Genomic DNA, 13,637 nt, shown 5'->3' on the forward strand with positions numbered 1-13,637 from the left:
CTTTGATGCGGTGTTTTCGTGGGTTCGTTCAGGCGGGGACGGATCCCTGCCGCAACAGAGAGGAGACGACCATGAAGACCCTGACACTTGCCCTTGCGGGCCTGGCCCTGGCTGCGGGCGCGGCCCAGGCCGATGGCCACATGACCCCGATGGTGATGGCGATGGACCAGTCCGTGGCGAATGGGGTGGTCTCTGCCTCGGAGGTGATGGCCCCCGAGAACGGCTGGCTGGTCGTCCACCGCACCGATGCCGAGATGAAGCCGGGGCCGGTGGTGGGCTATGCGCCGCTGCGGGCCGGCAAGACCAGCGATGTCGCGGCCCTGCTGAGCGAACCCGTCGCCCCCGGCGACATGCTGATGCTGATGATCCATTCCGAAGCCGGCGGCATGAGCGCCGGTCAGTTCGAATACACGCTTGGCGCCACCGAGGACGGGCCGATCAAGCCCGGCGGCAAGCTGGTGATGGCGGTGGTCACCGCCCGCTAGGGGCAGGCCGCCGCCGGGCGTGCCGGCCGCCGCCTTTCCCGGCACGCCCCCCTTGGTCTTGACGCCTTCCCGATCCCTTGCGAGGGTCCCTTAAAGGGGTGGGGAGACCTTCATGACACTGGCCAGCCAGCGCGATCCGGCCGAGATCGAGGCGCTGATCGCCCGCGTGGCCCTGCGCGACAGGGCTGCCTTCGCGGCGCTTTACGATGCCACCAGCGGCAAGCTGTTTGCCGTTTGCCTGCGGGTGCTGCGCAATCGCGCCGAGGCCGAGGAGGCGTTGCAGGAGGTCTTCCTGCGGGTCTGGCACAAGGCGGATCTTTATGCGCCCACCGGCCATTCGCCGATGACCTGGCTGATCACCGTGGCGCGCAACCTGGCCATCGACCGGCTGCGGGCACGCCAGAGCGCGGGAGAGGTGCGCGACCTGGACGAGATGCCGGAGCTGTCCGACGCCCGCCCCGGACCCGAGGCCCAGGTGATCGCGCGTTCGGAGGCGGTGCGGATCACCGCCTGCATGGACGAGCTGGAGGCTGATCGCGCCCGGGCGGTGCGCGGCGCCTACCTGCAGGGGCTGAGCTACGCGCAGCTTGCGGCGCGCCACGAGGTGCCGCTGAACACGATGCGGACCTGGCTGCGGCGCAGCCTGCTGAAGCTGAAGGAGTGCATGAGCCGATGAGCACGCGCGACGAGATGGCGGACCTGCCGGAGGAGGACATCCTGCTGGCGGGGGAATACGCCCTGCACCTGCTGGCGCCCGAGGCCCGGGCGGGCTTTGAGGGGCGCCTGGCGCAGGAGCCCGCGCTGCGCCGTGCCGTCCATGCCTGGGAGGCGCGGCTGGTGCAGATCGAGGCCGAGGCCCCCGGCGAGCTGCCGCCGCCCGCCCACCTGCGGGCAGAGCTGCTGCGCCGGATCGGCGGGACCCGGGCAAGGCGCGGGCGGATGTGGCGCCTGGCCTGGCCATCGGGGGCGCTGCTGGCCGGGGTCGTGGCGCTGGGGCTGCTCTCTCCGGTGCTGAACCGGCCGGTCTTCGTGCCCGATCTTCATGCCGACCTGCGCGCCGCAGGCACGCTGGTCCTCCAGGCGGGCTACGACGAGGATATCCATCGGCTGCGCATCCTGCACGAGGCGCTGCGCATCCCGCCGGGCCGGGCGCGCGAGCTGTGGCTGCTGCCGGCGGATGGTTCTGCCCCGGTGTCGCTGGGGCTGGTGCCCGCGGCGCGGGACAGTTACGTCACGCTGCCTGCGGCGCTTGGCGCGCGGCTGGCCGGGGGCACGCTGGCGGTGTCCGACGAACCCGAGGGCGGATCGCCGACCGGGCAGCCGACGGGCGCGGTGCTGGCGAGCGGGCCGCTGTTCGGCGTGTAGGGCGCGAGGCGGATCAAGGCAGGGGGCGCTGCCCCCTCGCCGGGCCCGGGCCCGGCTCACCCCCGGGATATTTTCGGCCAGATGACAGGGAACAGGGCGCGCGCGGCAAGATCCCTGCGGCCAAACAGGGTGCTTATCCGACGGATCGGCGGAATGGTCCAGTGCCCGGATCGCACAGGAAGATGTGTGGGCCGGGGCGCCGCTTTTCGACTTCCCCCCTGTCGCGAGACATGCAATAGGGGGGCGCCAAGTGAACTTGCCCATGGAGTGACCAATGGAGATTCGCGAGGCTCTCACCTTCGATGATGTTCTGCTCGTACCCGCCGAGTCGTCGGTTCTGCCGTCGACCGCCGATACGCGCACGAGGGTCACCAAGGCGATTTCCCTGAACATCCCCCTGCTGAGTTCGGCAATGGACACGGTGACCGAGGCCCGCATGGCCATCACCATGGCCCAGGCCGGCGGTATCGGCGTGATCCACAAGAACCTCGACGTGCTGCGCCAGGCCGAGGAAGTCCGCCGCGTGAAGCGCTTTGAAAGCGGCATCGTCTACAACCCGGTGACGCTGACGCCCGACCAGACCCTGGCCGATGCCAAGGCGCTGACCGAGCGCTACGGGTTTTCCGGCTTCCCGGTGGTCGACGAGAGCAAGCGCGTCGTCGGCATCGTGACCAATCGCGACATGCGTTTCGCCCAGAAGGACGAGACGCCGGTGCGGGTCATGATGACCTCCGAGAACCTCGCGGTGCTGGTGGAACCTGCCGACCGCGCCCAGGCCATCGCGATGATGCGCGAACGGCGGATCGAGAAGCTGCTGGTGACCGATGGTGCGGGCAAGCTGACCGGGCTGCTGACCCTGAAGGACACCGAGAAGGCCGTGCTGAACCCCACCGCCTGCAAGGATGACCTGGGCCGCCTGCGGGTGGCCGCGGCGACTTCCGTGGGCGATGCGGGCTTTGAGCGTTCCGAGGCGTTGATCGACGCTGGTGTCGACATCCTGGTGGTCGATACCGCCCACGGCCATTCCCGTGGCGTGCTGGAGGCGGTGAGCCGCATCAAGGGCCTGTCGAACAACGTCCAGATCATTGCCGGCAACGTGGCCACCGCCGAGGCGACCCGGGCGCTGATCGCGGCCGGCGCCGATGCGGTCAAGGTCGGCATCGGCCCGGGCTCCATCTGCACCACGCGGATGGTGGCCGGTGTCGGCGTGCCGCAGCTGACCGCCATCATGGACTGCGCCAAGGCCGCCGGCGACGTGCCGGTGATCGCCGACGGCGGCATCAAGTTCTCGGGCGATTTCGCCAAGGCGATCGCGGCGGGTGCCTCCTGCGCCATGGTGGGCTCCATGATCGCGGGCACCGACGAGGCGCCGGGCGAGGTGATCCTGTACCAGGGCCGCTCCTACAAGTCCTATCGCGGCATGGGCAGCCTGGGCGCCATGGCGCGCGGCTCGGCGGACCGCTACTTCCAGAAGGATGCCGCCAGCGACAAGCTGGTGCCGGAAGGGATCGAGGGGCAGGTGGCCTACAAGGGCGCGGCCGGTGCGGTGATCCACCAGCTGGTCGGCGGTCTGCGTGCCGCCATGGGCTACACGGGCAACGCCACCGTCGAGGACATGCGCAAAAACTGCTCTTTCGTGAAGATCACCAATGCGGGTCTGTCGGAAAGCCATGTCCACGACGTGCAGATCACCCGCGAAAGCCCGAATTATCGTATCGGTTAAACGCCGGTAACGTACTAGACATTCCGGTTTTCAGCCGCAATCTTCGCAGCACTGGTCGGGCGCCCCTCGGGGCGCCCGTGCCATATGGGAGGGGCCTTCGGGCCGGAATGGAAGGGAGGGCCGTCATGGCCAATGCACTCGGGCTGGATCTGGGAACTTCGGGGCTGCGTGCCCTGCTGATGGCTGAAGATGGCAGTGTCATCGCCTCGGCCGCGCAGAGCGCACGGGCGACCAACCCGCACCCCGGCTGGTCGGAGCAGGATCCCGGCGAATGGGTGACGGCGCTGGAGGCCGCCATGGCGGCGCTGGCAGCCAGCCATCCCGAGGCCATGGCGCAGGTCGCGGGGATCGCCGTGTCGGGGCATATGCACGGGGCGACGCTGCTGGATGGTGCCGGAGAGGTGCTGCGCCCCTGCATCCTGTGGAATGACACCCGCAGCCATGCGGAGGCGGCCGAGCTGGATGCGATGCCGGCATTCCGCGCGGTGTCGGGCAATATCGTCTTCCCGGGGTTTACCGCGCCCAAGTTGAAGTGGGTTGCGAAGAACGAACCGGAAATCTTTGAAAGGACGTCGAAGATCCTGCTGCCGGCGGCCTATCTGAATTACTATATGACCGGCGAATTCGTCTCTGACATGTCGGATGCGGCGGGCACGGCCTGGCTGGATTGCGGCGGTCGCGACTGGTCCGACGCGCTGCTGGAGGCAACCGGTCTGAGCCGCGCGCAGATGCCCGCGCTGGTCGAAGGCTGTGCCGTGGCGGGCCGGCTGAAGCCGGAGCTGGCGGATCGCTGGGGCATTCCCCGCAGTGCCGTGGTGGCCGGGGGTGCGGCGGACAATGCCGCCTCCGCCTGCGGCACCGGATCGCTGAGCGAGGGTGAAGGCTTTGTGTCGCTTGGCACCTCCGGCGTGCTTCTGGCGGCGCGGGACGGCTACCATCCGGAGGCCGCAAGCGCCCTGCACACCTTCTGCCACGCGGTGCCGGGGCAATGGTACCAGATGGGGGTGATGCTGTCGGCGACCGACAGCCTGAACTGGCTGTCGCGGATCACCGGGCTGAAGCCCGCTGCCCTGACCGGAGAGTTGGGGGATCTGGCCGCGCCGGGGCGCGAACGTTTCCTGCCCTATCTGGCGGGGGAGCGGACGCCGCATAACGATGCCTTCATCCGGGGCGCCTTCACCGGGCTTGGCAGCGACACCGGGCGCGCCGACATGACCCGCGCGGTCCTGGAGGGGGTGGCCTACGGGCTGCGCGACAGTGCCGAAGCGCTGCGCGGGGCCGGGGCACAGCTGGGCCCGCTGCTGATCATTGGTGGCGGTTCGGCCTCGGCCCATTGGGTCGAGATGATCGCGACCGTGCTGGATCTGCCGATGATGCTTCCGAAAGCGGGGGAGTTCGGCGCGGCTCTTGGGGCGGCGCGGCTTGCGCTGGTGGCGGCGACGGGGGGCGATCCGGTGGCGCTGATGACCCGGCCCGAGATTGGTCGCGTGATCGAGCCGAACGACAGGTTGCGCGATGCTTTCGAGGCGGCCTATCAGAAGCACCGGGCCAGCTACTCAGCTATTCGCAACATCCAGTGAAACATCAACGGGCCCCCGCAGGGGCCCGTTTTCATTTGTGAAAGTGGGGTGCTGTTCAGGCAGGAAGTTCGTGGCGATAGGGCGGGTTCGCCCCGGCGCGGGACACCGTGACGGCGGCCACGCGGGCGCCGAAATCCAGCGCTTCTGCAAGGTCCTCGGCGCGGATGCCGCGCAGGGCCTCGCGGGTCAGCAGGCTCATTTCCTCAAGCCGGAACAGCAGGCCGGCGTTGAACGTGTCGCCGGCGCCGACGGTGTCGACAACCTGGGCCTTGCGGGCGGGCACTTCGATCTCGGTGCCGCCGAAAAGCGCCAGCACGCCATCGGCGCCGCGGGTGACCACGGTGATGGCCTGCGGGGCGATGCGCGCGGCCTTGGCGGCCAGCGGCATCGGATCGGGTTCCAGCCAGTCCAGGTCCTCGTCCGAGATCTTCACGATGTCGGCGCGGCTCAGCATGGTGGCGAGGCGGGCGCGGAAGGCGGCCTCGTCCCGGATGAAACCGGGGCGGATGTTGGGATCGACCATGACCACCCGATCCTCGGGCGTGGCGCGGCACAGCGCGGCATAGGCCTCGGCGCCGGGCTCCACGGCCAGGGAAATGCCACCGAAATACAGTGCCTTGGCGGCATCGGGCACGGTGGGAAGATCGGCGGCGGTGATCATCCGCCCGGCGGAATTCTCATCGTAGAAATCATAGGTGGCCTTGCCGTCCACCAGGGTCACGAAGGCCAGGGTGGTGGGCAGGGGCTTGCGCACCAGCAGGTCGGTCGAAACGCCGGCCTCGGCCAGGGCCGCACTTAGCCGGTCGCCGAAAAGATCGGTGGACAGGCCCGAGATCATCGCGCAGTCGGCCCCCAGGCGGCCAAGCGCGATGGCAGTATTGAAGATGGCGCCACCGACCAGCGGGCGGAAGGCGATGTCGCCTTCGGTGCTGGTTCCGGGGATCATGTCGATCAGGGCTTCGCCGCAGCAGATGATCATGGGTCTGGGGCCTCCTGGGGCGTTGTTAGCGGTATCTGGTGGCAGGGGTAGAAGATTCCGCCGGGGCTGTCGAGATATCATGCCCGGGATGCGCTGATTGCATGAAGTCAGCATGTAATCCGGGGATGCGCTGTGGATAACTCTGTGGAGAGGGGTGAATAACCCCGGGAGAGGCTTGGGGCAAAAGGACTTGTCGCGCCCCGGTCGGCCTGAACCCGCCGAGGGGAAGGCCCGCCTGTATTGGAGACAGAAATCATAATTAAATACTTTATATCAATCGTTTGAGGTACATAGTTAATGTATCGACATAATATGTCCTGTGACGGTTCGGCGGAACACGTTTCAACACATGCATTTCGCGCGACAACCTCAGGTCGCAATGATATTTTCTGCAAAGCTTCCGGCAGACTGGGGATAGGCCGGAGCGCGCCTGGCGCATCCCGGAACCGGAGGCCGGTTCCGGCGCTTGCCTCGCTCTGGGGGGAAGAGTAGGAGTTCCGCGATCCGCGCTGCACAAATCGGCGGCGCAACAATATTACCCGACCCGAAGGAGGCAGGCCATGAACGCGATGGTGAAACCCGATCAGGCGGCGCTTGGCGCGGTACGCGCAGCGTTGCAGGACTTGCTCGGGGAGCGCCTGCAGACCTCGGCCGCGCTGTGCGAACAGCATGCCAACACGGCGACCGGGCGTGGCACGCAGGCCCCCGACATGGTGGTCTTTCCGCTTGATACGGCCGAGGTCTCGGCCATTGCGAAGATCTGCTGGGATCACGCCGTGCCGCTCATTCCCTTCGGGGCGGGCTCTTCGCTGGAAGGTCAGCTGAACGCGCCCGTCGGCGGTGTCTCCATCGACATGAGCCGGATGGATGCGCTGAGGGAAGTGCACCCCGAGGACATGATCGCCGTGGTCCAGCCCGGCCTGACCCGCAAGCGGCTGAACCAGGAACTGCGCCATTCCGGCCTGACCTTCCCGATCGATCCGGGCGCCGATGCCTCGATCGGGGGGATGTGCGCCACCCGGGCTTCGGGCACCAATGCGGTGCGCTACGGCACCATGGCGGAAAACGTCCTGTCGCTGGAGGTGGTGATGGCCGATGGCCGCATCATCCGTACCGGCACCCGCGCCATCAAGAGCGCGGCGGGCTATGACCTGACCCGGCTGATGATCGGCTCGGAAGGGACGCTGGGCATCATCACCGAGGTGACGCTGCGCCTGCGCGGCATCCCCGAGGAAACCCTGGGCGGTGTTGCCGTTTTTCCCAGCCTTCAGGCGGCCTCCGAAGCGGTGATCACCATGGTGCAGATCGGCCTTGACGTGGGGCGGGTCGAACTTCTGGACGTCAACCAGATCCGCGCCTGCAATGCCTATTCCAAGCTGGAGCTGGCCGAGCAGCCGACGCTGTTCTTCGAATGCGCCGGCACCGATGCCAGCGCCCGCGACAATGCCCGCATCTTCGCCGAAATCTCGGAAGAGCATGGTGCGAGCGATATTCACTGGACCGCCGACCGCGATGCCCGCAACAAGCTGTGGCGTGCCCGGCATGATGCCTTCTGGGCGGCGCTTGCTCTGCGTCCGGGCTGCAAGGGTCTGGTCAGCGACGCCTGCGTGCCGATCTCGAAACTGGCGGACAACATTCTTGAGGCCGCGAAGGACCTGGAGGCGCGCGGCCTGATCGGCACCATTCTGGGCCATGTCGGCGACGGCAACTTCCACGTCGTGCTGATGACCGATCCGGCGGATGCCGCCGAGCGCGCCGAGGTCGATGCCTTCCTGAAGGGGATCACCAAGCGGGCGCAGGCCTCGGGCGGGACCTGCACCGGGGAACATGGCATCGGTCAGGGCAAGATGGAGTCCCTTGCCGCCGAGGTCGGTCCGGCGCTTGAGGTGATGCGGGCGCTGAAGGCGGCGCTTGATCCCAAGGGCATCCTCAATCCCGGCAAGCTGTTCGGGGAGCTGGCATGACGCCGGCGGCCCGTTTGGCGGCGGCGGCAGAGATCCTCGATCAGGTGATCGAAGGGACCCCCGCCGAGAAGGCCCTGACCGGCTGGGCGCGACGCTCGCGCTTTGCCGGCTCGAAGGATCGTGCGGCGATCCGGGACCATGTCTTTGATGCGCTGCGCTGTCGGCGCAGCTTTGCAGCACTTGGGCAGGGGGCGGCGCCGGAAAGCGGGCGCGGCCTGATGCTGGGTTTGCTGCGCGCCGCCGGTCAGGCACCCGAAGCGATGTTCACCGGCGAGGGCCACGCGCCCAAACCGCTGAGCGAGGCCGAGCAGGGCCCCTTCGCGCTGCCCGAGGATGCGGCGCGTGATCTGGATCTGCCGGGCTGGGTCTGGCCGCTGATGCAGCAGACCCTCGGGGATCAGGCGAGGGCTGCTGCCGAGGCGCTGCGCCACCGTGCGCCGGTGCATATCCGGGTCAACACCGCCCGCACCTCGGTCGCCGCGCTTCAGGCGCTGCTGGAGGCCGAGGGGCTGAAGGTTGCGCCGGTCCCGCTGGTGGAGACCGCGCTGGAGGTGACCGGGGGCGCCCGGCGCCTGCAACAGCTGCAGGCCTTCGAGGACGGGCTGTTCGAGATGCAGGACGCCGCCAGCCAGGCGATCTGCGCGGCGATCCCGCTGGCGCCCGGTGCGCGGGTGCTGGACTACTGCGCGGGCGGTGGCGGCAAGACCCTGGCGCTTGGCGCCCGGGGCGGGCTGGACCTGACCGCCCATGATGCCGCTCCGGCGCGGATGAAGGACCTGCCGGCGCGTGCCGCGCGGGCCGGGCTGTCGGTGCAGCTGGCCTCCACCTCCGAACTGTCGCGGCTGGGGCCCTTCGATCTGGTGCTTTGCGATGCGCCCTGTTCCGGCAGCGGTGCCTGGCGCCGTGCGCCCGAGGGCAAGTGGCTGCTGACCCCCGAACGCCTGGACGAGGTGCGTGCCATTCAGGCGCAGATCCTGGATCAGGCGCGCGATCTTGTGGCGCCGGGCGGGCAGCTGGCCTATGCGACCTGCTCGCTTTTCGCGGCCGAGAATGGCGATCAGGCCGATGCCTTCCTGGCCCGTCATGGCGCCGACTGGAGCGAAGAGGCGCGGCTGTCGCTGACGCCTGCCGATGGTGGCGACGGCTTCTTCCTGGCCCGGTTCCGGCGCCGCGCGGCCTAGGGCGCCTGTAACGCGGTTCAGCCCTAGGATTTGGTGAACCTCCCAAAGGTCTGTTAACCTCCGTTTAATCAGTTCTCGACACTGATATTAACGAGAGGTTGCAGGCCGGGAGGGGCGCCTATGGTCGACATCGGGGCGGATCGCGACATCGCGGATCTTGCAGTGCGGAGGCTGACCGCCCGGCGGCATGGGCTGATGGCCTGTTCCGCGGCGTTCTTCCTGCTGGCGCTGGTGGTGCCCTCGGTCGAGGTTTCCCTGACTTTCGCGATGAGCGGGCTGGTGCTGGCCGGGGTCCTGCTGGGCCTGCGGCTGCGCGGGCGGGGCGCTGCGCGTCCGCTGCCCGGGGCAGAGGCGGCGCTGCGCAGCCTGGCCGATCACGATACCGCGGCGATTCTGGTGGCCGATGGCGACGGTGCGGTGCGCTTTGCCAATGCCGCCGCCGGGCGCGATCTGGGGGCCGAGCAGCTGCGCAGCGTCGATGCCGCCCTGTCGGAACGCATCCACAGTGTCGGGCCGGTGATCGACCGCCTGCAGGAGGCCGCGCTTCAGGCCGGCTCCGCGCGCGAGGACGTGGTGACGCTGAGCGGCCATGCCCGGCTCAGCGTGCAGTCGCTGGATGATGGGCGCTTCTACTGGCGGCTGGAGGATTTCGGCCCCGGTCGCAGCGAGGCCGAGCTGGATGCCCGCCTGCCGATGGTGACGCTGGGGCGGGGGGGCGCGGTGCTTTACATGAACGCCGCCGCACGGCGGCTGGCGGGGCGGCGTCCGCAGCAGCTTTCGGAACTTTTCCTGGGGCCCGTCCGGCCCGGTCACCCGGTCGAGGTGCGCACGCCCCAGGGCAGCGAACGCCGCCGCCTGGTCGAAATTCCGGGCGAGGGCGGGCGGCGCGACGCGCTGCTGCTGCCCCTGAGCGAGGAGGATACCCTGCCGGAAGGGCTCTCTCAGGCCGACCGCACGATCTGGGACCTGATCGACGGGCTGCCGGTGGCGATCCTGCGCCTGTCGCCGAGCGGCGAGATCGAGCTGGCCAATACCGCCGCCTGCGCGCTGCTGGACATCCCCCGGGGGCCCGAGATGAAGCTGGCCGACCTGATGGAGGGGCTGGGCCGCTCGATCCCCGGCTGGCTGCACGAGGTGGCGACCCACGAGGGTGATGCGCAGTACCGGCCGCGCTCGGAATTCCTGCGGCTGTCGCGTTCGGAGCGCGAGATCTTCGTGCAGGTGGTGATCAAGCCCGTCCGCCATGCCGGACGCCCGGCGCTGATCGCCGTTCTGAGCGACGCGACCGAGCTGAAGACCCTTGAGGCGCAGTTCGTCCAGACCCAGAAGATGCAGGCCATCGGCCAGCTTGCCGGGGGCGTCGCGCATGATTTCAACAACCTGCTGACGGCGATCTCGGGACATTGCGACCTGCTGCTGCTGCGCCATGACGCGGGCGATCCGGATTTCGCCGACCTTATCCAGATCAACCAGAACGCCAACCGCGCGGCGGCGCTGGTGGGCCAGTTGCTGGCCTTCTCGCGCAAGCAGACGCTGCGGCCCGAAACGCTGGATCTGCGCGACACGCTGTCGGATCTGACCCACCTTCTGAACCGTCTGGTGGGCGAGAAGGTGCGGCTGAACTTCACCTACGATCCCGTCCTGCCCGAGATCCGCGCCGACAAGCGGCAGCTGGAACAGGTGCTGATGAACCTGGTGGTCAATGCCCGCGACGCCATGCCCACCGGCGGCGAGATCCGCATCACCACCGAGGTGCTGCACCTGGCCGAGGCCATGACCTGCGATCGCGCCCTGGTGCCGGCGGGGGAATATGTCTCGGTCAATGTGACCGACACCGGGGTCGGCATCCCGCCGGACAAGCTCTCCAAGGTGTTCGAGCCCTTTTTCACCACCAAGCGCGTGGGCGAGGGGACGGGGCTGGGCCTGTCCACCGCCTATGGCATCGTCAAGCAGTCGGGCGGTTTCATCTTCGTCGACAGCACGCCGGGGGTGGGCACCTGCTTCACGCTGCTCTTCCCGGCGCTGCGTGACATCCGCGTGGCGCTGCCCGAAACGCAGCAGGCCGCCCCCCGCACCGAGGCCAACGGCGACGGCGTGGTGCTGCTGGTCGAGGATGAGGCGCCGGTGCGCGCCTTCGCCAGCCGGGCGCTGCGGCTCAAGGGGTTCTCGGTGCTCGAGGCCGCCAATGCCGAGCAGGCGCTGGAGACGCTGCGCGGCAGCCGGTTGCAGATCGACGTCTTCGTCACCGACGTGATCATGCCCGGCATGGACGGGCCCAGCTGGGTGCGCAAGGCGCTGGTCGAGCGGCCCGACGTGCGGGTGATCTTCGTCTCGGGCTACGCCGAGGACAGCTTCAGCGATTCGGCGGCGAAGATCCCCAATTCCGTCTTCCTGCCCAAGCCCTTCTCGCTGTCGGACCTGACCGAGACGGTGCGCGCCCAGGTCGAGGCCGGCAAGGCTCAGCGCAGCGAGGCATAGAGGGCGAAATCGGCGGCATGGCGGCGGGCCAGCCGTGCCGCGGTTTCCGGGCTCAGCGTCAGCGGGGCGGCCGGAGAGACATTGCTGCGCGGCACCTCGATGCGGGTCTCCAGCCGGGCCTCCAGGAAGGCCCGCAGCTGCCCGGGATCCTCGTAGCGGAAGATCCGGTCGACGGCGCAGCCGTTCTTCGCCGGGGCGAGAAAGCGCGCCTGGCTGCCGACTTCGGCATGGGGCGGGCGGTCGCCGCGGGTATAGGCCTGCACGAAATCGTCGAAGCTGAGGCCCCGGGTCGACACCGCCTGGCCGTCCAGGAAGGGGCGCTGGCGATACCGGTACCAGCTGCCCAGCCAGGAGACCGGCTCGCGCATGACCGCGATCACCTCGATCCCGGGGCCCAGGACCTTCTCCAGCATGGGGCGGAAGAAGCGGTTGTAGCGGTAGAGCGGCGCATGTTTCAGCTCCGGCGGATCGCGGACCACCAGCGCGGCCAGCGGTGCCAGCGCGGTTTCATAGGCAGTGGTGCCGGTTTTCGGCACCGAGAGCATGACCAGCCTGGCCTTGGAAAATACCAGCATTTCAGACCTTTCGCGAAATCCGATCCTGCCGGAGCGCGGTAAACCACTCCTTAACTCCTGACATGGGAGGGTGGTTTACCAAGAATTACTTGAAATGTTCTCTCTTTGATCCCATACATCTGTGAACAAGAGGCGAACATCGGCAGTCATTGCCGCCCCCGCAGGGGTGTGAAATAAGGGTGCAAAGAATGGCAACGGCAGATCTACTTTCCATGAGCGACAAACGCGACCCGAACAAGCAGAAGGCGCTGGACAGCGCTCTGGCCCAGATCGAACGCCAGTTCGGCAAGGGCTCGATCATGAAACTCGGGGGCAAGGATGCGATCCAGCAGATCGAATCCACCTCCACCGGCTCCCTCGGGCTCGACATTGCGCTCGGCATCGGCGGCCTGCCCAAGGGCCGCATCATCGAGATCTACGGCCCCGAATCCTCGGGCAAGACGACGCTGACGCTGCACTGCGTCGCGGAAGAGCAGAAGAAGGGCGGCGTCTGCGCCTTCGTCGACGCCGAACATGCGCTCGACCCGCAATATGCGCGCAAGCTGGGCGTCGATCTGGACGAACTGCTGATCTCTCAGCCCGACACCGGCGAACAGGCCCTTGAGATCACCGATACCCTGGTGCGCTCCGGCGCGGTCTCCATGGTCATCGTCGACTCGGTCGCGGCGCTGACGCCGAAATCGGAACTCGAAGGCGACATGGGCGACAGCAACGTCGGCGTCCACGCCCGCCTGATGTCCCAGGCCATGCGCAAGCTCACCGGCTCGATCGCGCGCTCGAACTGCATGGTGATCTTCATCAACCAGATCCGCATGAAGATCGGCGTGATGTTCGGCTCTCCGGAAACCACCACGGGCGGCAACGCGCTGAAGTTCTACAGCTCCGTGCGCCTCGACATCCGCCGCATCGGCGCCATCAAGGACCGCGACGAGGTGGTCGGCAACGCCACCCGCGTCAAGGTGGTGAAGAACAAGGTGGCCCCGCCCTTCAAGCAGGTCGAATTCGACATCATGTACGGCGAGGGGATCTCCAAGACCGGCGAACTCCTCGACCTCGGCGTCAAGGCCAGCGTGGTCGAGAAATCCGGCTCCTGGTATTCCTACGGCGATGAACGCATCGGCCAGGGCCGGGAAAATGCCAAGACCTTCCTGAAGGAAAACCCCGACCTCGCCTACGAGATCGAGGAAAAGATCCGCGCCGCCCACGGCCTCGACTTCGGCGCCGGCTACAAGGATGACGGCAACGACGGCGACGTCATGGAAGGCTGAGCCGGTCTTGAACGACAGCGGGGAAGGGGTGGCCAGCGG

At 68.0% G+C, this 13,637-nt stretch carries 11 protein-coding genes; 9 read left to right on the forward strand and 2 right to left on the reverse strand.

Features of this window, described 5'->3' with window-relative positions:
• Positions 1-71: 71 nt before the first annotated feature.
• The 5 genes from KM176_RS05930 (at position 72) to xylB (ending at position 5,153) form a co-directional block, all read left to right on the forward strand.
• Positions 72-485: a DUF7282 domain-containing protein gene (locus tag KM176_RS05930; RefSeq protein WP_160890837.1), complete on the forward strand. Its 414-nt coding sequence runs from the start codon at positions 72-74 to the stop codon at positions 483-485.
• Between the two features lie 112 nt (positions 486-597).
• On the forward strand, positions 598-1,161 hold the full coding sequence (locus tag KM176_RS05935) for a sigma-70 family RNA polymerase sigma factor (protein WP_160890836.1): 564 nt from the start codon (positions 598-600) through the stop codon (positions 1,159-1,161).
• A complete protein-coding gene (locus KM176_RS05940) occupies positions 1,158-1,850 on the forward strand; it encodes an anti-sigma factor (protein WP_160890835.1) in 693 nt (230 codons plus the stop codon). The genes KM176_RS05935 and KM176_RS05940 overlap by 4 nt, the downstream gene beginning before the upstream one ends.
• A gap of 274 nt (positions 1,851-2,124) precedes the next feature.
• Entirely contained in the window at positions 2,125-3,573 is a 1,449-nt protein-coding gene (gene guaB, locus KM176_RS05945; protein ID WP_160890834.1) for an IMP dehydrogenase, read from the forward strand.
• A 125-nt stretch (positions 3,574-3,698) separates the two neighbouring features.
• Positions 3,699-5,153, forward strand: coding sequence for a xylulokinase (gene xylB / locus KM176_RS05950; RefSeq protein WP_160890833.1), 1,455 nt, complete (start codon positions 3,699-3,701; stop codon positions 5,151-5,153).
• Between the two features lie 55 nt (positions 5,154-5,208).
• Here the strand turns inward: xylB and KM176_RS05955 are convergent, their stop codons facing one another.
• A complete protein-coding gene (locus KM176_RS05955) occupies positions 5,209-6,132 on the reverse strand; it encodes a carbohydrate kinase family protein (RefSeq protein ID WP_160890832.1) in 924 nt (307 codons plus the stop codon).
• Positions 6,133-6,692: 560 nt separating this feature from the next.
• Between KM176_RS05955 and KM176_RS05960 the strand changes: the two genes are divergently transcribed.
• From KM176_RS05960 to KM176_RS05970, 3 genes are all read left to right on the forward strand, one after another.
• Positions 6,693-8,096, forward strand: coding sequence for an FAD-binding oxidoreductase (locus KM176_RS05960; protein ID WP_160890831.1), 1,404 nt, complete (start codon positions 6,693-6,695; stop codon positions 8,094-8,096).
• The gene (locus tag KM176_RS05965; protein WP_160890830.1) at positions 8,093-9,277 is read left to right on the forward strand and encodes an RsmB/NOP family class I SAM-dependent RNA methyltransferase; all 1,185 of its coding nucleotides are present in this window, start codon (positions 8,093-8,095) and stop codon (positions 9,275-9,277) included. Before KM176_RS05960 ends, KM176_RS05965 begins: the two co-directional genes overlap by 4 nt.
• A gap of 120 nt (positions 9,278-9,397) precedes the next feature.
• Positions 9,398-11,755, forward strand: coding sequence for a hybrid sensor histidine kinase/response regulator (locus KM176_RS05970; protein ID WP_236045180.1), 2,358 nt, complete (start codon positions 9,398-9,400; stop codon positions 11,753-11,755).
• Here KM176_RS05970 and KM176_RS05975 read toward each other — a convergent pair.
• Positions 11,737-12,330 carry a sulfotransferase family protein gene (locus KM176_RS05975; RefSeq protein WP_160890829.1) on the reverse strand — a complete coding sequence of 198 codons (594 nt, stop codon included), beginning with the start codon at positions 12,328-12,330 and terminating at the stop codon, positions 11,737-11,739. The genes KM176_RS05970 and KM176_RS05975 overlap by 19 nt on opposite strands.
• 188 nt (positions 12,331-12,518) lie before the next feature.
• Here KM176_RS05975 and recA point away from each other — a divergent pair, with 188 nt between their 5' ends.
• Positions 12,519-13,598 carry a recombinase RecA gene (recA, locus tag KM176_RS05980; protein WP_160890828.1) on the forward strand — a complete coding sequence of 360 codons (1,080 nt, stop codon included), beginning with the start codon at positions 12,519-12,521 and terminating at the stop codon, positions 13,596-13,598.
• The last annotated feature ends 39 nt before the right edge of the window (positions 13,599-13,637 follow it).

The sequence above is a fragment of the Pseudooceanicola endophyticus genome, assembly GCF_018760365.1.
Taxonomy (GTDB): domain Bacteria; phylum Pseudomonadota; class Alphaproteobacteria; order Rhodobacterales; family Rhodobacteraceae; genus Pseudooceanicola; species Pseudooceanicola endophyticus.

Coding starts and splice junctions, on each gene's coding strand:
- KM176_RS05930 (WP_160890837.1), top strand. CDS start 72: ATGAAGACCCTGACACTTGCCCTTGCGGGCCTGGCCCTGGCTGCGGGC.
- KM176_RS05935 (WP_160890836.1), top strand. CDS start 598: ATGACACTGGCCAGCCAGCGCGATCCGGCCGAGATCGAGGCGCTGATC.
- KM176_RS05940 (WP_160890835.1), top strand. CDS start 1,158: ATGAGCACGCGCGACGAGATGGCGGACCTGCCGGAGGAGGACATCCTG.
- guaB (WP_160890834.1), top strand. CDS start 2,125: ATGGAGATTCGCGAGGCTCTCACCTTCGATGATGTTCTGCTCGTACCC.
- xylB (WP_160890833.1), top strand. CDS start 3,699: ATGGCCAATGCACTCGGGCTGGATCTGGGAACTTCGGGGCTGCGTGCC.
- KM176_RS05955 (WP_160890832.1), bottom strand. CDS start 6,132: ATGATCATCTGCTGCGGCGAAGCCCTGATCGACATGATCCCCGGAACC.
- KM176_RS05960 (WP_160890831.1), top strand. CDS start 6,693: ATGAACGCGATGGTGAAACCCGATCAGGCGGCGCTTGGCGCGGTACGC.
- KM176_RS05965 (WP_160890830.1), top strand. CDS start 8,093: ATGACGCCGGCGGCCCGTTTGGCGGCGGCGGCAGAGATCCTCGATCAG.
- KM176_RS05970 (WP_236045180.1), top strand. CDS start 9,398: ATGGTCGACATCGGGGCGGATCGCGACATCGCGGATCTTGCAGTGCGG.
- KM176_RS05975 (WP_160890829.1), bottom strand. CDS start 12,330: ATGCTGGTATTTTCCAAGGCCAGGCTGGTCATGCTCTCGGTGCCGAAA.
- recA (WP_160890828.1), top strand. CDS start 12,519: ATGGCAACGGCAGATCTACTTTCCATGAGCGACAAACGCGACCCGAAC.